Raw genomic sequence first — 20,605 nt, forward strand, 5'->3', positions numbered from 1 at the left:
TCAAATTAATAATATCTTTGCCTATCTTAAATTTCATTATATGAAACGTGTTGTAGTAGGTCTTTCTGGAGGTGTCGATTCGAGTGTTGCTGCATATTTATTGCAAGAGCAAGGCTATGAAGTAATAGGTCTGTTTATGAAAAACTGGCACGACGATTCTGTGACTATTTCTAACGAATGCCCTTGGTTAGAAGATAGTAACGATGCACTATTAGTTGCCGAAAAATTAGGAATACCATTTCAAACCGTCGATTTAAGCCAACAATATCAAGAAAAAATTGTCGATTATATGTTTAGCGAATACAAAAAAGGACGCACACCAAACCCTGATGTACTTTGCAATCGCGAAATAAAATTCGATGTTTTTATGAAAATCGCACTATCACTTGGTGCCGATTATGTTGCCACAGGTCATTATTGCCGAAAAGGAGAAATTGAAGTTGATGGCAAACCAGTTTATCAATTACTAGCTGGTGTAGATGATAACAAAGACCAATCCTATTTTTTGTGCCAATTATCGCAAGAGCAATTAGCCAAATCGTTATTCCCAATTGGCGAACTTACAAAACCTCAAGTACGTGAAATTGCTACTAAAATAGAATTAGTTACTGCCGAAAAAAAAGATTCTCAAGGGCTGTGTTTTATAGGAAAAGTACGATTGCCAGAATTTTTGCAACAACAACTAAAACCTAAAGAAGGTTTAATATTTGAAGTTGATGCAACCAACCAAATATATAATCAAGAAAAAATTAATTTCGATTCGGTACAAGAAAAATTGGCTTTCGAAGCCAAAGATATTCAATATACTCCAGAAGTCGCTAAAGTTGTTGGAAAACACCAAGGAGCTCATTATTTTACCATTGGTCAGCGTAAAGGATTAAATGTTGGTGGCACAAAAGAAGCTTTATTTATCATTTCGACAAATGTAGAAACCAATGCAATTTATACTGGACAAGGACACAAGCATCCCGGATTGTTTAAAAAAGCATTGTTCGTTACTAATGATGAAATACATTGGATTCGTCCAGATTTAGCTTTAACCAATGGGCAAACAATACAAGTCATGGCGCGTATTCGTTACCGTCAGGAGTTACAAAAAGCGACTTTGCATCAGTTTGAAAATGGTTTGTATGTAGAATTCGAAACGCCACAATCTGCCATTACACAAGGGCAGTTTGTTTCTTGGCACATTGGTGATGAGCTAATTGGCTCTGGTGTTATCTCATAAAAATTAAAGCTAGAATGTCATATACATTGAAAGCCGTAACCTCATAAGGAATTTATAAAAAACAAATTAAGATTCTAGCTCTTAAAAAATTTGTGCAATTTATGACAACAGAATAAATAACAAATAAATACAAAAACCTTACCTAATCATAATATACCTAAATGGTAGCCAATAAATACACTAATTTTTAGTATAACGAGATTTTTTTTTATAACATCTAAGAGTTTCTTAATAATCTAATTCAACTTCAAAATTACTGTCTATTTAAAACTGAGTCTTTATTTTTGGTATTTGATTTGTTAATACTTTTTTCTATTACTTCCTCGTTAAGTTAGGAATAAACTTTTAAAAACTCTCTCACAGTTCCTAATAATTTTGCTAGTCCCCTATTGCAAAACATCCTACCGTTGATGAATATCATATTAAAACCTGTTAAAAAAATTAATACTATTTATTCCTGCTAAGGTTAATAAGGGATACATTTATTTTTAATGATTATGGTACTACAATTGTTATAGTAAAAAAAAAAGGCACCTTTTTTGTTATTACAAAAAAGATGCCTTTAGCTAACCACTCGAAATGAATTGTTATATGTGTTTTCTAATTATTTTTTAATTATTTTTTTAGAAATAAATTTCTCATTATCTACTGTTACTTTTAGAATATAAACTCCTTTATCTAAATTATTTGTAGTTAACAAAATGCTGTCTGCACTATTGGTTACTGTTTTATTGTACACCTCTTGACCTAATAAATTATAAATCGAAAGGGTTACATTTTTGCCTGACATTTCTGACGTACTTATAGTAACTTCATTTGCAAAAGGGTTTGGATAAACACCTAATAATTCTGCATTATCAAAAGTAGCATTTGCTAAACTCGATGGGGTTGTAATAGCACCATTAGGTTTTGTGTTGTATCCAAATTTTGTAACAGTATAACCATCACCATTAGCATCAATAGTTATTTGCATCCAACCATAACATGGTCTTCCTCTTCTAAAATATTCAAAACCAACAAAACCTGTTGTACCACCTGCCCAAGCAGTATAAGTAGCACTACGCAAATCTAACTGATTTGGATAAGCACCTGGCGCAATAAATGTTTTAGTACCATCAATAACACTATTAAAAGGTAATTTTGTAATGTTTATTGTACCTGTTGTACCTATTAATCGTTTACCGTAAGTTTCTATTTTTAAATTATTAGCAGCAAATCTCCAAACACCATATTCTGTATTGTCACCTTTTGCAAGATCAATATATTTCCAAGTTTGAGTTGCGTTAGCCGTTGCTCCAGTAAGTGCTTCTGAAAATATACCATAAGGATCTTCAAAATCTAGTTTTATTGTAAACACCGAAGTATCTAAACCTGCAACACCACCTGTTACAATTGCGTCTTTAAGTGTTAAAACCAAATTTGCAGTATTACTAAGTGCATTTGCAGTAGCTCTACCGGCAAAAGTAAGTTTCAATTCATTATTACTAATTGCGGTAAGTGTAGCTGTAAGACCAGCAGGAACACCTGTAAGTGTATATTTGGTTGCAGCAACAACTCCTGAACTTTGGGTATAAGTACCATTGTTAGTAACTAATTTTAAAGAAACTCCTGCAGGATCTATAGCACCGTCATTAGTGTCTGCTTCATAAATAGTAGTAGCAGATAATGAAGTAGCTATTTTCGTAGTCATCCCTGCAACTATATTAGCCCCTGGTTGTGTGTTGTAAGCATACTCTAATACTGTATATCCGTCGCCATTTGCATCTACTCGTACTTTAAACCAACCGTAGCACACTTCACCATCAATTAAATGTTCAAACCCCACATATCCTGTTTTACCATCCCAAGCGGTATAAGTAGCAGTACGTAAATCTAGTTGTCCTGGGTAGGCAGTTGGTGCTGTAAAATTACTGGTAGCATTTATTATAGTTCCAGATACTAATAAACTAATGTTTTTAGTTCCTGTTTGGCAAGCTAATTTGTTACCATAAGTTTCAATTTTTAATTGATTGGCTGCAAATCTCCAAGCGCCATAATCTTGACCAAAATCTGTAGCAAAAAACTTCCAAGAATTAGCAGCTCCTTGTACAGTAACATCTGCCATATCTACAAAAAATATACCGTAAGGATCAATAAATTTTGTAGCAAAAGTTAGACCATTACATCTTACACCTGTAAGACCTCCTGAAAAGGCTGCTGCCAAAAATTTAACCGATATATCGCCAGAATTACTAGCGGTATGGCTTGTAGCAGTACCTGTAAAGGTAAGTGTAAGTTGTTTGTTAGTATTTACTGCAAGTACTGGCGTAAGCCCTGTTGGTAAATTAGTAACAGTATAGTGTGTTCCTTGTGTCAAAGTACCTGTAGCTAAAGCAAATGTTTTGGTACCATCTAATATAATTACGGCATTGCCAGCTAAAGCACCATTATTAAGCGCATCTTCTTTAAATCTAACTGTTGTAGAAGCTAATGCAGAACCTGTACTAGTACTAACTCCAGTAGCAGTTAAATTAGCAGTTTGCCATAGTGTTGTTCTTGCAGGGTGACCTAATGCTGTTATCATACGGGCTACTTGCCCTTGAGTATACATTTTATAACAACCTCTTGCACCATTATACCCCATATAGTTCTCTATATTTACCTTATCTCCTGTACAATTTGTACCTGGCGTACAGCTAAGACCGTGTGTACCATCTTCAATTGGGGTATCCGCAACCTGATCGGTCCCAGTACAACCACCATCAAAAGTATGTATTAAGTTTAAAAAATGCCCAAACTCATGACTAAAAGTAGAAGCAAATTCTTTGTCTGTATTGCCAAAAATATAAGCACCATTAAAAACAATACGTGCAGTCTTTGCGGTAGTCATACCGTTATCTGGATACCATGCTACACCAGAATTGGTTACACTACCATCATTATATAAATCGTTTTGTATGTAAACGTTTATGTATTTGGTATTATCCCAAGCATCGGCAGCAATTTGGTCATCATAACCCCCACCATTACCGTAACCATTTTTTGCTGGATGAAAAATAACTCCAGTGGTACAGTTACCGTTTGGATCTATTTTTGCCAATTTAAATTCAATACTTAAAGTAGCACGTCTAGCTTGAAAAAAAGGCTCTACGGTACCATAATCATCATTTAAACCATTAAAATCTTTATTAATTTCAAGTAATGTGGTCGCTAACTTGTCATAAGTTACTGTTTTACCACTTTGTACATCTCCGTACACATGAAATACTACTGGCAAAGTATAAGTTGCGGCATTAGTAGTATTTACGCCTCTCATTTCATTAATTAATCTAGATTCTTGAAGACGAGAATAATTATTAAAATCATTCCATTCTTTTAACGACTTCGGGTTATTCCTAAAAATAACATCATTTTCTTGTTTCGATCGGCAGTTAAGATCTTGTGCACTTGCGCTTGTAAAGGCAAGAAAAGATAAAAACACCAATACGCTGAGTCTTTTGTACATCATAAAGGGGTGTTAACTAATTAGTAATTGTTTGTTTTTTTTTGTTTTTGTTTTTGTTTTTGTTTTTGCTTTCTGTCTGAAACAAAATTTTGTTTAAAATATCAACTTAAGTAATTTGAAAGTTTTAATGCTCTAAAATGAAAATATTACATGATTTTTAAAATATTTCAAAATGTGACAATTACTTAAAAGCTTATTAAAAATTTATTTTTTTTGATTTTTAAGAAAACATAAATAATATATTTTGCAAAAATAACTAATTATTATTATACATTCAAAATATTATAGCAGAATAATTTAATGTAAAAGTAAAATTTTAACATATAAACATACACATTACCAGTTAACTATATAAAATACCTAAACTTACGCTTGTACTATCGGAATAAATTAAAGTTAAGTTGATTAATCCAATTGTACTTGTTGTCTTAAAATTCTTATTTATTTGTATTTCAATACATAAAACCAAAAACATGTCCTACCATTGTCTTCGTTTTTTGAGTTTTTGAGTTTTTGAGTTTTTGAGTTGCTGACATAAAAAAACACTGGCTTAATACTATTAATTACAGTATTTTGTATTAAAGATTTTCACTATAATTTTATTTCTATCGAAGTTCCGTACACTTGGTTTGCAAACAAAAGCACGCCTCTTTTGCTAAAACCCTAATAATGAGATTTAAAAAAGACTGTTTAGCATAGAATTAAGCCAAAAAAAACTTAATAGCTCAAGGCTATGAAAAAGACATTTCGGAGTGAGAATGTTTTAGAGTTATAATGGGGTTCCAAGGCGACAAAAGCTACCGAGAATTTATAAGCCATGAGAAGTAAAAAAATGGTCATAAATACAAACGTTATGACAATATAAAGTATGTTTGTTTTGAAAAAAAATGCGCTAAATCTAGACACAAATAGTAAACTACTAAAAATTATTTTATTGAAGTTAAATAAGAAACCTTCCAAAGATATTTAGATGACTATTTTCATAGACACAATAGGGGTATTTACAAGAATTTATTTTTGATAATATATTCAATCGATTAATATCATATCTACATTAGGGTTAAAAAAAATGATCTTCTTAAGCCAATACCCAATGTTTTTTTAACACTAAAATTAATAAACATTATCCTAATTTACTTTTCAATCCTGTTTAAAATATCATTCATCATATCTATTTGCACTTTCTGAATCTCGATAAGTGCTTGTTCTTGGTGCATAATTAGATGGTCTATTTTCTCATGAAGCATTCTAATTTCGAGCTCAGATTTTAGGTTAATCATGTAATCATTTTTTGCACGTTCTCTATCTTTTTCTTCCTGACGATTATTACTCATCATAATTACTGGTGCTTGTAGCGCAGCAAGACACGACAATATTAGATTTAGTAATATAAACGGATACGGATCGAATCCTTTATTTATAAAGACAAAAAAGTTTAAAAGAATCCAAATAATAAGAAAAATAACAAACGAAATTATAAACGTCCAGCTTCCTCCAAACTTGGCTACATTATCGGCAAGCTGTTGTCCGAAAGTATATTTCTTAGTGTCAAAATCTATTTTATTAGTTAATATTGTTTCACTTTGAACGGCATCAAAAACTTTTTTCTCTAATAAATTGAGTTCGTCAACTCCTTTCAATAAAAATACAGAAATATATTTTTCTCTAAACAAATTGAGTTCACTAATTGCTATTTCGTCATTCTCGGAAAAATTTGGGCATTCTTTTTGTATAAAATCGAAAATAGATTTTCTTATCATACCCCCTTTTATCTTATCGATAATTGGAAATTCTTTTTCTGAAATTGCGCTTACAAATGTTTTCATATAAATAATATTATTTAATGCGTACAAAAATTGATTTCGTGATTTTTAATCCTAAAAACACAAAGGAAATGGTTATAACATTTCAGTAAAATAAATATTTTGTACTTTATAGTTCGGGTTGAAATAAAAAAATATTCCTTTTGTGTTGTTTTTCAAGTACTAAAAAATTAATACCATTTTTTCTTTTTAAAATAAAAAACCATTCCTAAAAGCAATACAAACATACTACCTAGAATTACAAAATAGCCATATTTCCAATGTAATTCTGGCATATTTTCAAAATTCATACCATATACACCAACTATAAACGTAAGTGGCATAAAGAAAACCGAAACAACAGTAAGGGTTTTCATGATTTCGTTCATCTTATGACTTTGCGCCGAAAAATAAAAATTAGAAGCACTATCTAACGTAGTAATATCATACTCTATTTGTTCTAAAAGTTCTAAACATTTTTGATGCAAACGCTCAAAAAAACTATAATTTTCTTTTTCGATAGCATTAAAAACATTATCATCTTTCATACTTTTTATAGAATATAAGGAATCTCGCAAAGGAATAATAGAGCGTTTAAGAAAATTAAAATTATCCCGATGCTTTTCTATTTGCTCTAAAATAACAGGTTTACTACTTGTTTTAGTCAAATTAATTAATGTTTCTACCCTATCTTCTTCATTTTCGATAGTAATATAGAAATTTTCCATAATAGCATCTAGCAATAAATACAACAAATAATCTGCCTTTTTATCTCTCACAATACCAGAGTGTGTTCGTATTCGTTCTCTAATATGAGTAAAAAAATCACTCTTTTTCTCTTGAAAAGAAGATAAAATTCCGTTTTTAAGTAAAAAACTTATCTGCTCGACATTTATATTATCAGAATTTTCTATTGGCAATAATGACTTAACATTAAAAAATAAAACGTCATGATACTCCTCAAGTTTTGTTCGTTTTGTGGTATTTAAAATATCGCCCAACATAAAATTATCTACTTTCAGGAAATCTCCAACTTCTTTTATTACCAATATTTCATTTAATCCATGAATATTTAACCAATTTACTTTACTAAAATCTATTATCGAAAGTAAATTTTGGCATTTATGGTCTGCACATTCTGTTAATTTTTCGCTATCATATACAAACAATTGCATTTCTGTGACAACATTTTTATGGCTACCAGTATATTCTAAAAATGCAGGAACAACTTTTTTTCCTTTTTTATATTTTATTTTTCGCACCTAATAATAATTTGAGCTAAAGATAGCTGTTTTTAAAAATCAAAGATTATTTTTACAAAAAATATTTATGATAAATATTTATGATAACTAAATCATAAACCCAAATGAGGTTTTTCTCATAAATTTGCCAATAAAAAATTACCTATATATGAAAACGTTAATCATCAATATAAAAGAATTACTTCAAGTTCGAGACAATCATATAGATAAAGTTTCTGGCACAGAAATGGGTGTTTTACCTAAAATTGACGATGCTTTTTTGTTAATAGAAGATAATTTGATTGCTAATTTTGGTTCGATGTCAAATTGTCCGACCATCAAAACAGACCAAACTATCGATGCAAAAGGTAAAATAGTTTTACCAACTTGGTGCGACAGTCATACGCATATTGTATATGCCGGAAATCGTATTCAGGAATTTGTAGATCGAATAAAAGGTTTAAGTTATGAAGAAATTGCAAATCGTGGTGGCGGAATTTTAAATTCTGCAAAGAATTTAAACCAAACCAGCGAAGAAGATATTTACAACCAATCGAAAGTTCGCTTAGAAGAAATCATGCAACAAGGAACTGGGGCTGTCGAAATAAAATCTGGATACGGACTCACGGTTGATGGTGAAATAAAAATGCTTCGGGTAATTAAAAAATTAGCTGCAAATTATCCTATAAAAATAAAAGCAACTTTTCTTGGTGCGCATGCCTTTCCTAGTGAATATAAAGAAAATCATGCCGATTATATAAATTTAATTGTTAACGAAATGTTGCCCAAAATTGCTGCAGAAAAATTAGCCGACTATATTGATGTTTTTTTAGAAACTGGTTATTTTTCGGTACAAGAAACAGAAAAAATCATAGAAGCAGGAAAAAAATATGGATTGATTCCTAAAATTCATGTAAATCAGTTTACAGCCATAGGCGGAATTAAATCTTGCGTAAAACACGAAGCCCTTTCTGTAGATCATCTCGAAATTGTAACCAACGAAGATATTGAAAACCTAAAAGGGAGTAAAACCATGCCCGTTGCGTTACCTAGCTGTTCCTATTTTATTAGCATTCCCTACACACCAGCACGAAAAATGATTGCCGCCGGATTACCACTAGCCCTTGCTACAGATTATAATCCTGGGACTACCCCCTCTGGAAACATGAATTTTGTTGTGGCAACCGCCTGTATAAAAATGAAAATGACACCAGAAGAAGCCATAAACGCTGCAACAATAAATGGTGCATATGCTATGGGTATTTCCCAAACCCATGGAAGTATTACAAAAGGAAAAAGTGCCAATATTATAATTACAAAACCACTAACAACCTATTACGAAATGGCTTATTCATTTACCAGCAATCTAATTGAAAATGTTTTTATTGAAGGGAAAATTATTTAAAACTAACTCCATATATTCTAACTTAAATATTTGGTTATACCTAACTTATATTTGCATTAAAAGATTTCGATGACCAGGTAAAACACATCATGATTTTGTATTAATTAATTTCAATCTGTAGTAAAACCAATTAGATTCTCAATTTAGTATCTTTGTATCAAATACAACTAATTATGAGTACTGTCGAATTTCCCAAAAAAGCTTTATTTATATGCAATGGAAGCAAATGTGGTAAACACAAAGAGATAAAAAAACAGTTTAAATCCTCGATAAAAGAAGGAGGTTTACATAAAACGATCGAAATTTTTAAAATAGAATGTTCGGGTCGTTGCAAGTATGCACCCATTGTTTATGCACAGCCTCAAAACAATTGGTATGAAAATGTAGATTTAGAAAAGGCAAAAAAAATAATCGAAAAAATGTAATCCCCAAAAAAAAAGCCCTTACGAAATTACGCAAGGGCTATTTTTATTCAAATTAAAAAAATTATTCCTGAGATCCTATTTTTGCAATTTGCTTGTCTAATTCAAATCTTCCAGAGGCAGCATTTTCGTCGATCAAATCAAATAGTTCTAGGGCACGACGTGCATTTCGTTCCTCTTCTCTTTGTTCTTTTACATACCACATCATAAACTCTTCTGTGGCATAATCATTTTCTAATCTACATTTTGCGACAACTTTGTTTACAGCGTTTGTAACTGCAATTTCGTTTTGCAATGCTACTTCAAAAACTTGTTTTAATGAACTAAATTCTTGTTGCACTTCGCCAACAGTAGGAGTTATAGCTACCCCGCCCATTTCGGTAATGTATCTAAAAATTTTTAAGAAATGCTCACGTTCCTCTACAGATTGTTTGTACAGGTACTCGGCAGTATTTTGAAATCCGTTTCTATCTAACCAAGACGCCATTGCTAAATATTTAGACGACGCATCGGATTCGATTTTGGATTGGGTATTTAATAATATTTCTATTTCTTCTTTAAGTGAAGTCTGTTTTCTTAATAAATCTTTCATAATTTTTAATTTTAATAATACAAAGATAATATGAATTATTATATTTAATTAAGTGACAACAAAAAAGATCCCAAATTCATAAAAATTTGTATTTAATCTAAATAAAAGAGGCCAATAGAATTGCTATATCTTATACCAAAACATCATTTAAAACTGCATGAAGCATAGAGTGAAGTACTAATGTAAATTTTGTACCATTAAGCAATTCTCGGAGTTGAACAATCTCGCAAATGGTAAGGTTTTTAGAAAAATTTCTTTTGGTTGCTTCTATAAGTGTTGAATCGCAACTGTCGGAAAGATTATAAAGCATATCTAGAACAGCTACTTGGTTTACTTTGCGTTGAAAAATTAAAAAATCTTGCACTTTGTATGAGGAAATGGTTTCCCCGAAACAAATAATTATGCTATCAGTCAAATCACACTGATAACTTTTTCCTTTTTTGTTTTCAAATAAAAAAATACTGTTTTCTGGTATCATCTTTAAAGCACTATTATATTTCTTTACAAAAGTAATAGTTTTTTTCTAAAACTTTAAAATAATTAATATCTATTCTAAATTAAAATATAAAAAAATTATTGTTTTTATTATTTAGAAGGCTTAGGCTTACTTATTTTTTGTGCCATATCATATATTTTTTTTCTTAATATCACTTATTATTTTCTTCTCATAAACAAAATTAATCCTAAAACACTCACTACCAAAATTCCTAATGCAGAAATTATTGTCATAAAATCTCTAATATTTCTTCCCGCCCATTCCATCAAAAGGAATTTATGAAAAATAGCAAATGAATATCCTTCTCGTCTTGTATCATTATTTATAATAGATGCCAAACGTGAGGTCGATGTCTCTATATAATAAGTAGTACCATCATCAGAATTATATTCTAGCTTCACAACAGGCAAGCGTTTGTTTACAAAACCATATTCTCGTTTGTCAAAATCAGTTAAAACAGCACTCGTTTTCAATTTGAAATTTGGATTAAAAGTTTCTGAATTTTCTACATCGCAACAATTTGAAGTTGAACTTAGAAGCATTTTTTTAAATTTGAAAACTAAATATTGTGCATATTCTATTTCTATATTTTTTTCTAAAATATTGGTATTGGCATTTATAAATTTTTTTTGCGTTTTTTCGGTTTCTGTATCGTACAAATCGCATTGGTAGTAATAGTCTTTTTTAAATTTAATAACTGAAATATTTGTCAATTTACTCCAATCGACATTTGTTTTGGTTGATGCAATTTTTATATCCGAAATGTTAATAATGGGTTCGTAAATCATTTTTGGCAAAACATTGGGTTCCCATTTTTGCATGGCATGGTACCCGCCACTAAAGGCAAATGTTAAGGTTAAAAAAGATACCATAATACCTATTTTTTGATGGTTTTTTCTTAAAAATCCTTCTGAATTTATTGGGGTCACTTTCTTAAATTTTTTCCACAAAAAACCATAAATCACTATACCGCTTATGGCAGAAAATGATATTACAAATAGTAATAAAAGCATTATAATGATACGCAAATAGTTGTTTGCAATGGCATCTATAAAGCCCCAATTATGAAAAGTATCGAAAATCCAAACAAAAATTTGACGCGATCTTGGGTTATAATTTGCTAGTTTACTTGAACTGGTTTCTACATAAACTTGCATGGCATCATCTCGATTAAAAGTAAGTTTATAAACTGGCAAATACCTATTAATGTATTTGTATTGTGTAGTAAATTCAGTAACTAATTCTATCCTAGAAACGGTACTTTTTAGATCATCAATAAAATAGCGTGATAAATATTCGGCATATTTTTGGTCTCCATTTCCTAACTCTTTTGCGGTTTTAGCATCAAAATAACGATATGTATTTGCACTGCTTTTTATCTGATAGTAAGCTTGGTTTTTAAAATCAATTATTCTAAAATTTTTAAACAAATGAATTTCGTTACGTGCTAAAACCTCTTGTAAAGAAAGTTTAATTTTAGAATGATCTATTGGTTTTAACTCTAATTTCTCGTGGGCAATTTCGGGCTTAAAAAAATGTGCCATAAACGGGTGCATTATCCCCGAAAGGGTCCAGAATATAACTAGAACTAATGTTATAATTCCTAATATACGATGCCACCTGTACATATTTTGCTTTATTTTTTTAACAAATTTACTGTCCTTTTTTTTAAATTGATTTTCGGTTTTCATAGTATTTTTTTTAGCCCTATTATTTCACTTTTTTGGTATTCTTAATAGCCAAAAAGTAAACTTCGTTTGAAAACAAAATCCCTTTGAGGGCAATTATTATTTGCCCTTAAAAAGATTTAGAATAAAAGTGGGATTGCCTCCAGAAATTATTTTTTTAAATTAAATTTATACTCGATTCCGAACATAAAAGCCCTTGGAGCAGAAACGGTATAGGTTGCTTTATCGGTTGTATTGTTTCCTTTAGAAACATTGTAAGCATACAATTTATCAGTCAAATTCATAATATTTGTGTAAAACTCTAAGCCTTTATATGTATAACCAATACGAGCATTAAAAAAGTTATATCCTTCATATTTTAGACTATTTATTTGGTCTTGGTAATAACTCGAAACATATTGCCACTCGATAGATGTTCTTAAATTTGGCAACCATTTTGGGTAATAACTAACTTCTGAATTTGAAACCCATTTTGGTGCTTGTGGCATTTCGAAACCGTCTAATCGTTGTACTGGGTCGGTTGGTCTGTCACTTACTTTGAAATCGATAAATTTGTGTTCGGCAGTTGTACCACCAACTCTAAAATGCCATTGCTGGGTTGGGCAATAATTTACACCAAACTCGATTCCTTTGTGGCTCGTTTCTCCAGCCGATTGATAATCTGTAGAGCCATCAATTTGACGAATACTTAACAATTCATTTTTTCCTTGCAGATAATAAATGGCATAATCGACTGTTAATTTGTTTTGAAATAAATTTAAAAATCCGCCAATTTCATAATTATTAAATTTTGCAGGTTCTAAATTATAATAAAATTCGGCAGGAATTGTTGCTATTCCTGTATTTGGTTTTTTTCGAAAAATAGAACTTAATGCAGGTGGAGCAAAGCCTTGTGCATAGTTAGTATAAAAAGCTATATTCTTAGTCAAATTAAAATTTGCGCCTATTTTACTAGTTAATTGACTATAATTTTTATTGCCAGATGCTATAGTTCCTACATTGTTTGTATAAGAAAGATTCATTTGATCGTATCGAGTTCCTAAAGTAAATTTTAACTTATCGATGACATTAAAACTGTATTGAATATATCCTGCCGTATTCTTTATAATGGCATTATAATTGGCTAATTTTAGTCCTGTTTCGCCAATAATTTGGTAATTGTTTACGGTTTGTCCGCCAGTATTTAGGTTGGCTTTTAGGTTAATTTGGTTTGAGTAATAATCATTTGGAGAACGGTCAAACAATCCGCCAATAATTAAATTAGAGTGTAAGAAATTAAACTTTTGAGAGTGTTGCCCCAAAATCCCATAACTTTTAAAATTATTAGAGTTAATTTCTCCTTTTGCAAAATTTGGATTGTTTGTGCCACTAGCTGTGGGATTCCAACGAATGCCGTAGGCTGGATTTTGTCCCAATTTGTTATCTCTATGAAAAATAGTTATAAAACTTTCGGAATTATCATTCCAGTTATGATTTAATCTGAGGCTCGTTCGCAAAGCATCGGAACGCCTGTAAGAAAAATTGGTTGTGCTAGAATAATTTCTAGATTTAAATATTTCTTCGCTTACACTGCCGCTCATTTGCGAATAATATTTCCCTTGCATAAAGGTACCAATCAATTTTGTTTTTGAAGAAATAGCATAATCCAAACGCAAATTAATATTATTTTTGTCATAATCTGATGCCGCTAACCAAGAGTTTTTTTGATCTGAAGTTAATCCTGAAAGATAAAAACCAAATTTACCAACGGTTGCTCCACCTGCAACTTGCATACGCTTGTAACCAAATTGGTCAGCTTGAAGTCCTATTTTAAAAGTTGGTTCTAATGTTGGATTTTGAGTAATAAAATTTATTGTTCCACCAATGGCTTCTGGTCCATAAATTGATGAAACGGGTCCTTTTACAACTTCGATACTATTTAACGAAAACTGATTAATTTCTAATAAAGCATTGTGATTAAAAACACCCAAAGGTCTAATTGGCAAACCATCTTCGAGATATAAAAAATAACTAGAATACGAAATAGGCTGACGAATTGCCATTGCGTGTTGCTCGTTTCCGAGGTTTACCATTAATACGCCCGAAGTTTTATTGATAACTTCATGCACGCTCGTTGGTTTGGTTTCTGAAATTGTTTTGGGCGTTATTTTACTTACCGATACTGGGATTTCGCAACGTTTTGTAGCACCACGATTGGCTGTTACAATTACTTCTTCAAGTTGTTGGTTGTTTTTTGTGCTGTCTTTTGCTGTTTTGTTTTGTGCAAAAGAAAATTGCCCAATAAGAATTAGGAATAAAAAAATATGCTTCATTTTTAAATAATTATAAATATTAGTAGTCGTTTTGTTTGCAAAAAGCCAACAAAATTTTCATTTCAAGATAATTTGAAATGATTCCTTAAAAAATATAATTATACGGTTGGTGGATGAAAAATAGAAAATGAAACCGAGTTTGGTTTTGAGTTATACTCAAAAATTACAACTTTATCGAATTCTGCAAATAAAATAGGATTAAGCTGGTATTCTGTACTGGCAATGGTATAAATACTTTCTGTTTTTTCTTTTAGAGTATTCTCGTATTTTTTCTCATTATTGGCTTGCTTTTTTAGTTCAGCACGCAAAACACAATGACCATTACAAGTATTGTTTTTTTGTTTTCTTAACACACAAAGTGTTTTTGCAATTTCGTTTTGGTTAATTTTGAAATTAACATATATTACGATGTTACTAAACGAATTTAGCAATAACGTAAATGTTAAGAATATAGAAAACAAAAAATTCAAGTGTTTTTCTTGCAAATTTAGGTTTGAAAGTTTTACAATCAAAATTATTTTGTGTGTTTTTTGGAGGGAATTGATTGGTTGTTCGGGTTATTACATTTAATTTAAAACAAAAAAACCATCACAAAAAATGTGATGGTTTTATAAAAGAGCCGGCGGAGGGACTCGAACCCACGACCTGCTGATTACAAATCAGCTGCTCTAGCCAACTGAGCTACGCTGGCGACTTTAATTCTGATGCAAATATAAGGATGAATTTCTAATTTCCAAAATAAATTAGAACTTTTTTGCATTTTTTTTTAACTACAATGCGTTAATTTTCTCAACCATTTGATTTGCAACTTGTTCCAATTCTATGTTTATTTGTTTGAAATGTGCTTTTTTATTTTCAACGTTTTTTGCGTTTACTTTTACAATTAATCCGTCGAAAGCTGCAATTGCTTGATCGATTAAAGTATTTGTAGCCTCAGTAGGTTTTCCTGTAGTTGTCATTTCGTACAAGTAAACTGCTTCAATAATATCTCCTAATACGAAGTTGATGTCTTTTTTTAAATTTTTAACGTTTGCCATTTTTATTTTATTTTTGAAATTTTATTGTTCTATTAAATATTATAATTCGGGTGCAAAAATACATATAATCTTTATAATATAGACTATGAAATGTAAATTTCTAATATAGATGCTTTTCCTACTAAAATATAATGTGTAATTACTGCTGGAACTAGTACTGTTTCGCCTTTTTTGAATGTGTACTTTTGGTTATGATATATCAAATCAAATTTGCCGTCGGTACACATAAATACTCTAAATGTGTTTGTGTTTGTCTTAAAATCTAATTGCCCATCGAGGGGAATAAAATTTGTTGTAAAGTAAGGGCAACTTACTGCTTTATTAGAAGTATTTGTTGTTTTATCATACTTTTTATATGCTGCGACTTTATTATAATTTATGGCTTCTAGTGCTAAATCATTGTGTAATTCTCTTGTATTGCCTTGTGCATCTTTCCTGTCGAAATCGTAAATGCGATAAGTAATATCTGAGGTTTGCTGAATTTCGGCTATGACTATTCCTGCGCCTATGGCGTGTATTGTTCCTGTTTCGAGAAAAAACATGTCGCCTTTTTTTACTGGAATTTCTTCTAGTATTGTGGTTAATGTTTTGTTTTCTAGGTGATGAAAATATTGTTTTGGTGATGATTTTTCTTTGAATCCTACGATTATTCTGGCTTCGTGATCGGCTTGCATTACGTACCACATTTCTGTTTTTCCGAAGGAATTGTGTCGTTTTTTTGCTAGTTCGTCATTGGGGTGTAGTTGTATTGATAAATCTTCTCGGGCGTCTAGAAATTTAAACAATAATGGAAATTGTTTGCCAAATTGTTTGTAATTTTTTGTTCCTAATATTTCTTCTGGGAATTTTTCGAGTAATTCGTTTAGTGTTTTTCCTTGCAGATGTCCTTCTTTTACGATACTCACATCTCCTGAAACTGTTGATATTTCCCAGCTTTCTCCTGTTGTTTGTGAGCTTATTTTTTTTTCGAGAATTGACTGTAGTTTGGTTCCTCCCCAAATTCTTTCTTTTAGAATGGGTTCGAAAACAAGGGGATATAAATTTGTGCTCATAGTTAATGTTTTAAATTGCAAATGTGCCAAAAGATTATTAAATAGCCCTGATGGAGTGAAAATCCTCGCCATTTTTCTTGGCGAGATTGTAATGACAGCAGGATTATGGTTTGCTGGAATGCCTAAGTGGTTCGCTTCTGAAGGGTATTTATTTTAGTTTTTGGATTGCTTCGAGCGATTTTGGGATGTGCTGACTGGCGTTCAGGTTGTTGTAAACCATTTGCACAGTGCCTTTTAGGTCGATTACATAGGTGACTCTTCCTGGGATTAGTCCTAACATTGCACTTGGTACGCCGAAGAGTTTTCTGATGTTTTTGTCGTTATCTGACAATAATGTGTAGGGTAATTTGTGATTTTGTGCGAATTTTTTGTGGGAGTTTGGGCTATCGCTGCTTATACCGATGACTTCGGCTCCTGCGTTTTTTATGTCTTCGTATTCGTCTCTAAATGAGCAGGCTTGTTTTGTGCAACCTGGTGTTTCGTCTTTTGGATAAAAATAAATGACTAATATTTTTTTGTGCAGTACGGATTCTATGTAAAAATTGTTTCCGTCTTGGTCTTTTGCGCCAAATATGGGCATTTTATCTCCTACTTTAATTGGTTTCATTATTCTCCTTTATAGGTTACAAAATTGCGTGGTGTTTCGTATAATATGACTTCTAAACTCATATCTGGATTGATTCTTTTTCTTATTTTATTCCAGATTACAACTACTATATTTTCGGCAGTTGGGTTTAAATCTTGAAATTCTGGAACGTCTAGATTTAAATTTTTATGGTCGAATTTGTCTTCTATTTCTTCTTTTATTATGTCTGACAGTAATTTAACATCTATTACATAACCTGTTTCTGGGTCTATTTTTCCTGTTACACTTACGGTTAAGTCGTAATTGTGTCCATGAAAATTTGGATTGTTGCATTTTCCGAAAACGGCATCGTTTTTTTCGAAAGTCCAATCTTTTCGATACAATCTATGGGCTGCATTAAAATGGGCTTTTCTGCTTATGGTTACTTTCATTTTATTTTTAGATTTTAGATTTGTTACTGGGAAACCTAATTTTCGATATTTTTATAATTTGTTCGTTTTTCTAAAATTTGTGTTCCTAATTCTGTAATCTTAAATTTTATGATCTTCTAGGTAATGGTAAAATTCGTCGAAAATTATTTTGAACCAAACGGTATAAATAGCGGGATTTTCGTTCATATCAGTTTTCACTTCATCGATACTCATCCACTTCCAGTTTTCTACTTCATCTTTATTTATTAGTGGTTTTTCGTTATAATAACCTATCATGACGTGGTCTAATTCGTGTTCTGTTAGTCCGTTATCGAAAGGTGCTTTGTATATAAAATGAAATAATTCTTTTAGTGGGGTTACAAAACCCATTTCTTCTTGTAAACGACGTGTTCCTGCCTGAATGTTTGTTTCGCCTTCTCGCTGGTGACTGCAACAAGTATTTGTCCATAATAATGGGGAATGATACTTATGGTGCGCTCGTTGCTGCAGCATGATTTCGTTGTTACTATTTAGCACAAAAACCGAAAAGGCACGATGCAAAATTGCTTTTTCGTGTGCTTCGAGTTTTGGCATTAGCCCAATTTGCTCATCTTTTTCGTTTACTAAGATTACCTTCTCTTCTATCATATTTATTTATTGCGTGGTAAAAATACAAAAAAGAAGGGATTTTATAAATGATTTTTAATTATTAAAATACAAAGTTCACGAAGTTTTTTAATAAGATCACAAAGCTAACTTTTTACTTAGTGTACTTTGCGAATTCTTTGCGAAATTTGTGGTTAAAAACAAAAAAAGTCCCGATTTCTCGGGACTTTTATATTAAAAAAATTAGAGAATTATTTTTTCTCTGATTGTTCCATTTTAGCTTTCAAAGCAGCTAACACATCATTATTATCTCCTAACGTAGATGCAGATGCATTGTTGTTAGATGAAGATGTATTAGAGTTAGAATTGTTATCTGAAGCTGTTTTCACATTTTTCTCTTCTTCCTCACGGAAAATAGCAGTATGTGAAGCTACAACTCTTTTAAATTCTTTGTTAAATTCGATAACTTTAAAGTCTGCAGTATCGCCTTTTTTCAATTTCTTACCATCTTCTTTTTCAAGGTGACGCGTAGGAATAAAAGCAACAACATCATCTCCGAAATCTACAGTAGCACCTTTTTCAACGATTTCAGCTATTTCACCGTTATGGATAGTTCCAACAGCAAAAGCAGCTTCATGCTTGTCCCAAGGATTTGCAGTAGTTTGTTTGTGACCTAAAGATAGTTTACGAGCATCTACATCTAGCTCAAGAACTACGATGTCTAATTTTTCACCTACAGCGATAAATTCTGATGGATGCTTGATTTTTTTAGTCCAAGATAAATCTGAGATATAAACCAATCCGTCGATTCCTTCTTCTAGTTCTACGAAAATTCCGAAGTTTGTAAAGTTTCTTACAGTACCTGTATGTTTAGAACCTACTGGGTATTTAGAAGTAATATCTGTCCAAGGGTCTTGCGTCATTTGCTTGATACCAAGAGACATTTTACGTTCGCTTCTGTCTAGAGTTAAGATAACACCTTCAACGATATCACCCACTTTTACGAAATCTTGAGCAGAACGCAAGTGCGTAGACCAAGACATTTCAGAAACGTGAATTAAACCTTCAACACCTTCAGCCACTTCGATAAATGCACCGTAATCAGCGATTACAACTACTTTACCTTTTACTTTGTCTCCAATGGCTAAGTTAGCATCTAGAGCATCCCATGGGTGTGCGTTTAATTGTTTTAAACCTAATTGAATTCTTGTTTTCTCATCATCGAAATCAAGGATTACAACGTTTAATTTTTGATCTAATTCCAGTACTTCACTTGGGTGATTAATTCTAGACCAAGAAAGGTCAGTAATGTGAATTAATCCATCAACTCCACCTAAATCAATAAACACACCATAAGAAGTAATGTTTTTAACAACACCTTCTAATACTTGTCCTTTTTGCAATTGACCTATGATTTCTTTTTTCTGAACTTCGATATCCGCTTCAATAAGCGCTTTATGAGATACAACAACATTCTTGAATTCGTGGTTAATTTTTACCACTTTAAATTCCATCATTTTGTTTACATACTGATCGTAATCTCTAATTGGTTTCACATCGATTTGAGATCCTGGCAAGAAAGCTTCAATACCAAAAACGTCAACGATCATACCACCTTTAGTTCTACATTTTACAAAACCGTTTACGATTTCGCCTGTTTCATTTGCAGAAATAACTCTATCCCAAGCTTTGATAGTACGTGCTTTTCTGTGAGATAAAACAAGTTGTCCTGTTTTGTCTTCACGAATATCTATTAAAACTTCTACTTTATCACCTACTTTAAGTGATGGATTGTAACGGAATTCGTTTAAAGAAATAACCCCTTCAGATTTAGCGTTAATATCAACGATAACATCTCTGTCAGTAATTCTAACAACTACACCTTCTACAACTTCTTCTTGGTCTGTTGCGATAAATGTTTTTGCTACTAATTCTTCAAATTCTCTTAAGTTTGCTGCATCAACTGGATCTATTCCTTCAGAATAATTGTGCCAGTTAAAATCTGCTAAAAACTGTTCTTGTGATTTTAATGTTTCAGACATGCTGATAAAAATTTGTATTTTGTTTTTCGTGGGTTTCTTTAAGCGATAGAAAAACAAAAGTGTTTTACATAAAAAAATAATTTCCAAACGAAACCCTACTCTGCATTTTGAACTGCAAAAGTAATTCTTTTTTTTATAATCACAAATAGTTGTACAACTTATTATTAGGAGCAAGAATGAGTTCGTTTTTAAACAAACATTC

General features: G+C 31.4%; 17 protein-coding genes and 1 tRNA gene. 3 read left to right on the forward strand and 15 right to left on the reverse strand.

Features of this window, described 5'->3' with window-relative positions; genetic code table 11:
• Positions 1-40 precede the first annotated feature (40 nt).
• On the forward strand, positions 41-1,228 hold the full coding sequence (mnmA, locus tag B0A57_RS01985; RefSeq protein WP_011963885.1) for a tRNA 2-thiouridine(34) synthase MnmA: 1,188 nt from the start codon (positions 41-43) through the stop codon (positions 1,226-1,228).
• A 604-nt stretch (positions 1,229-1,832) separates the two neighbouring features.
• On the opposite strand, the gene B0A57_RS01990 is transcribed toward mnmA, so the two are convergent.
• The 3 genes from B0A57_RS01990 to corA all read right to left on the reverse strand — a co-directional run bounded on the left by B0A57_RS01990 (position 1,833) and on the right by corA (position 7,776).
• Positions 1,833-4,715 carry a zinc-dependent metalloprotease gene (locus tag B0A57_RS01990; protein ID WP_123960871.1) on the reverse strand — a complete coding sequence of 961 codons (2,883 nt, stop codon included), beginning with the start codon at positions 4,713-4,715 and terminating at the stop codon, positions 1,833-1,835.
• Between the two features lie 1,130 nt (positions 4,716-5,845).
• A complete protein-coding gene (locus B0A57_RS01995) occupies positions 5,846-6,538 on the reverse strand; it encodes a DUF1003 domain-containing protein (protein WP_011963886.1) in 693 nt (230 codons plus the stop codon).
• Between the two features lie 167 nt (positions 6,539-6,705).
• Positions 6,706-7,776, reverse strand: a complete 1,071-nt coding sequence (corA, locus tag B0A57_RS02000) for a magnesium/cobalt transporter CorA (RefSeq protein WP_034098570.1) — start codon at positions 7,774-7,776, stop codon at positions 6,706-6,708.
• Between the two features lie 148 nt (positions 7,777-7,924).
• Here corA and hutI point away from each other — a divergent pair, with 148 nt between their 5' ends.
• Together hutI and B0A57_RS02010 are read left to right on the forward strand one after the other, a co-directional pair.
• Positions 7,925-9,160: an imidazolonepropionase gene (gene hutI / locus B0A57_RS02005; RefSeq protein WP_011963888.1), complete on the forward strand. Its 1,236-nt coding sequence runs from the start codon at positions 7,925-7,927 to the stop codon at positions 9,158-9,160.
• A gap of 173 nt (positions 9,161-9,333) precedes the next feature.
• Complete coding sequence (locus B0A57_RS02010; RefSeq protein WP_011963889.1) at positions 9,334-9,585, forward strand: (2Fe-2S) ferredoxin domain-containing protein; 252 nt, start codon at positions 9,334-9,336, stop codon at positions 9,583-9,585.
• Positions 9,586-9,646: 61 nt separating this feature from the next.
• Here B0A57_RS02010 and B0A57_RS02015 read toward each other — a convergent pair whose 3' ends face one another.
• The 12 genes from B0A57_RS02015 to rpsA all read right to left on the reverse strand — a co-directional run bounded on the left by B0A57_RS02015 (position 9,647) and on the right by rpsA (position 20,403).
• Positions 9,647-10,174 carry a ferritin gene (locus B0A57_RS02015; RefSeq protein WP_011963890.1) on the reverse strand — a complete coding sequence of 176 codons (528 nt, stop codon included), beginning with the start codon at positions 10,172-10,174 and terminating at the stop codon, positions 9,647-9,649.
• A gap of 130 nt (positions 10,175-10,304) precedes the next feature.
• Positions 10,305-10,652: a hypothetical protein gene (locus B0A57_RS02020; protein ID WP_011963891.1), complete on the reverse strand. Its 348-nt coding sequence runs from the start codon at positions 10,650-10,652 to the stop codon at positions 10,305-10,307.
• Positions 10,653-10,828: 176 nt separating this feature from the next.
• Entirely contained in the window at positions 10,829-12,361 is a 1,533-nt protein-coding gene (locus B0A57_RS02025; RefSeq protein WP_038466819.1) for a PepSY domain-containing protein, read from the reverse strand.
• Between the two features lie 146 nt (positions 12,362-12,507).
• Positions 12,508-14,670: a TonB-dependent receptor gene (locus B0A57_RS02030; RefSeq protein WP_011963893.1), complete on the reverse strand. Its 2,163-nt coding sequence runs from the start codon at positions 14,668-14,670 to the stop codon at positions 12,508-12,510.
• A 98-nt stretch (positions 14,671-14,768) separates the two neighbouring features.
• Positions 14,769-15,023 (reverse strand): hypothetical protein, encoded by a 255-nt coding sequence (locus tag B0A57_RS12200; RefSeq protein ID WP_162179052.1) that lies wholly within the window; start codon positions 15,021-15,023, stop codon positions 14,769-14,771.
• Positions 15,024-15,287: 264 nt separating this feature from the next.
• Positions 15,288-15,361, reverse strand: a tRNA-Thr gene (locus B0A57_RS02040).
• 79 nt (positions 15,362-15,440) lie between these two features.
• Positions 15,441-15,707: a hypothetical protein gene (locus tag B0A57_RS02045; RefSeq protein WP_011963895.1), complete on the reverse strand. Its 267-nt coding sequence runs from the start codon at positions 15,705-15,707 to the stop codon at positions 15,441-15,443.
• Positions 15,708-15,790: 83 nt separating this feature from the next.
• Positions 15,791-16,759: a type I phosphomannose isomerase catalytic subunit gene (locus B0A57_RS02050; RefSeq protein WP_034098577.1), complete on the reverse strand. Its 969-nt coding sequence runs from the start codon at positions 16,757-16,759 to the stop codon at positions 15,791-15,793.
• Positions 16,760-16,907: 148 nt separating this feature from the next.
• Entirely contained in the window at positions 16,908-17,366 is a 459-nt protein-coding gene (locus B0A57_RS02055) for a peroxiredoxin (protein WP_011963897.1), read from the reverse strand.
• On the reverse strand, positions 17,366-17,776 hold the full coding sequence (locus tag B0A57_RS02060; RefSeq protein ID WP_011963898.1) for a 6-pyruvoyl trahydropterin synthase family protein: 411 nt from the start codon (positions 17,774-17,776) through the stop codon (positions 17,366-17,368). Before B0A57_RS02060 ends, B0A57_RS02055 begins: the two co-directional genes overlap by 1 nt.
• Before the next feature lie 99 nt (positions 17,777-17,875).
• The gene (gene idi / locus B0A57_RS02065) at positions 17,876-18,403 is read right to left on the reverse strand and encodes an isopentenyl-diphosphate Delta-isomerase (RefSeq protein ID WP_011963899.1); all 528 of its coding nucleotides are present in this window, start codon (positions 18,401-18,403) and stop codon (positions 17,876-17,878) included.
• Between the two features lie 209 nt (positions 18,404-18,612).
• Complete coding sequence (gene rpsA, locus B0A57_RS02070; protein WP_011963900.1) at positions 18,613-20,403, reverse strand: 30S ribosomal protein S1; 1,791 nt, start codon at positions 20,401-20,403, stop codon at positions 18,613-18,615.
• Between the last annotated feature and the right edge of the window lie 202 nt (positions 20,404-20,605).

Origin of the sequence: Flavobacterium psychrophilum DSM 3660 = ATCC 49418, from assembly GCF_002217405.1 — a bacterium.
Lineage (GTDB): Bacteria > Bacteroidota > Bacteroidia > Flavobacteriales > Flavobacteriaceae > Flavobacterium > Flavobacterium psychrophilum.

Excerpts from the sequence above, each read along its gene's own strand:
- B0A57_RS02060 (WP_011963898.1), bottom strand. The coding sequence starts at position 17,776 with ATGAAAGTAACCATAAGCAGAAAAGCCCATTTTAATGCAGCCCATAGA.
- hutI (WP_011963888.1), top strand. The coding sequence starts at position 7,925 with ATGAAAACGTTAATCATCAATATAAAAGAATTACTTCAAGTTCGAGAC.
- B0A57_RS02050 (WP_034098577.1), bottom strand. The coding sequence starts at position 16,759 with ATGAGCACAAATTTATATCCCCTTGTTTTCGAACCCATTCTAAAAGAA.
- B0A57_RS02020 (WP_011963891.1), bottom strand. The coding sequence starts at position 10,652 with ATGATACCAGAAAACAGTATTTTTTTATTTGAAAACAAAAAAGGAAAA.
- B0A57_RS02025 (WP_038466819.1), bottom strand. The coding sequence starts at position 12,361 with ATGAAAACCGAAAATCAATTTAAAAAAAAGGACAGTAAATTTGTTAAA.
- idi (WP_011963899.1), bottom strand. The coding sequence starts at position 18,403 with ATGATAGAAGAGAAGGTAATCTTAGTAAACGAAAAAGATGAGCAAATT.
- mnmA (WP_011963885.1), top strand. The coding sequence starts at position 41 with ATGAAACGTGTTGTAGTAGGTCTTTCTGGAGGTGTCGATTCGAGTGTT.
- B0A57_RS02055 (WP_011963897.1), bottom strand. The coding sequence starts at position 17,366 with ATGAAACCAATTAAAGTAGGAGATAAAATGCCCATATTTGGCGCAAAA.
- B0A57_RS02010 (WP_011963889.1), top strand. The coding sequence starts at position 9,334 with ATGAGTACTGTCGAATTTCCCAAAAAAGCTTTATTTATATGCAATGGA.
- B0A57_RS02045 (WP_011963895.1), bottom strand. The coding sequence starts at position 15,707 with ATGGCAAACGTTAAAAATTTAAAAAAAGACATCAACTTCGTATTAGGA.
- B0A57_RS01995 (WP_011963886.1), bottom strand. The coding sequence starts at position 6,538 with ATGAAAACATTTGTAAGCGCAATTTCAGAAAAAGAATTTCCAATTATC.
- B0A57_RS01990 (WP_123960871.1), bottom strand. The coding sequence starts at position 4,715 with ATGATGTACAAAAGACTCAGCGTATTGGTGTTTTTATCTTTTCTTGCC.
- rpsA (WP_011963900.1), bottom strand. The coding sequence starts at position 20,403 with ATGTCTGAAACATTAAAATCACAAGAACAGTTTTTAGCAGATTTTAAC.
- B0A57_RS02015 (WP_011963890.1), bottom strand. The coding sequence starts at position 10,174 with ATGAAAGATTTATTAAGAAAACAGACTTCACTTAAAGAAGAAATAGAA.
- B0A57_RS02030 (WP_011963893.1), bottom strand. The coding sequence starts at position 14,670 with ATGAAGCATATTTTTTTATTCCTAATTCTTATTGGGCAATTTTCTTTT.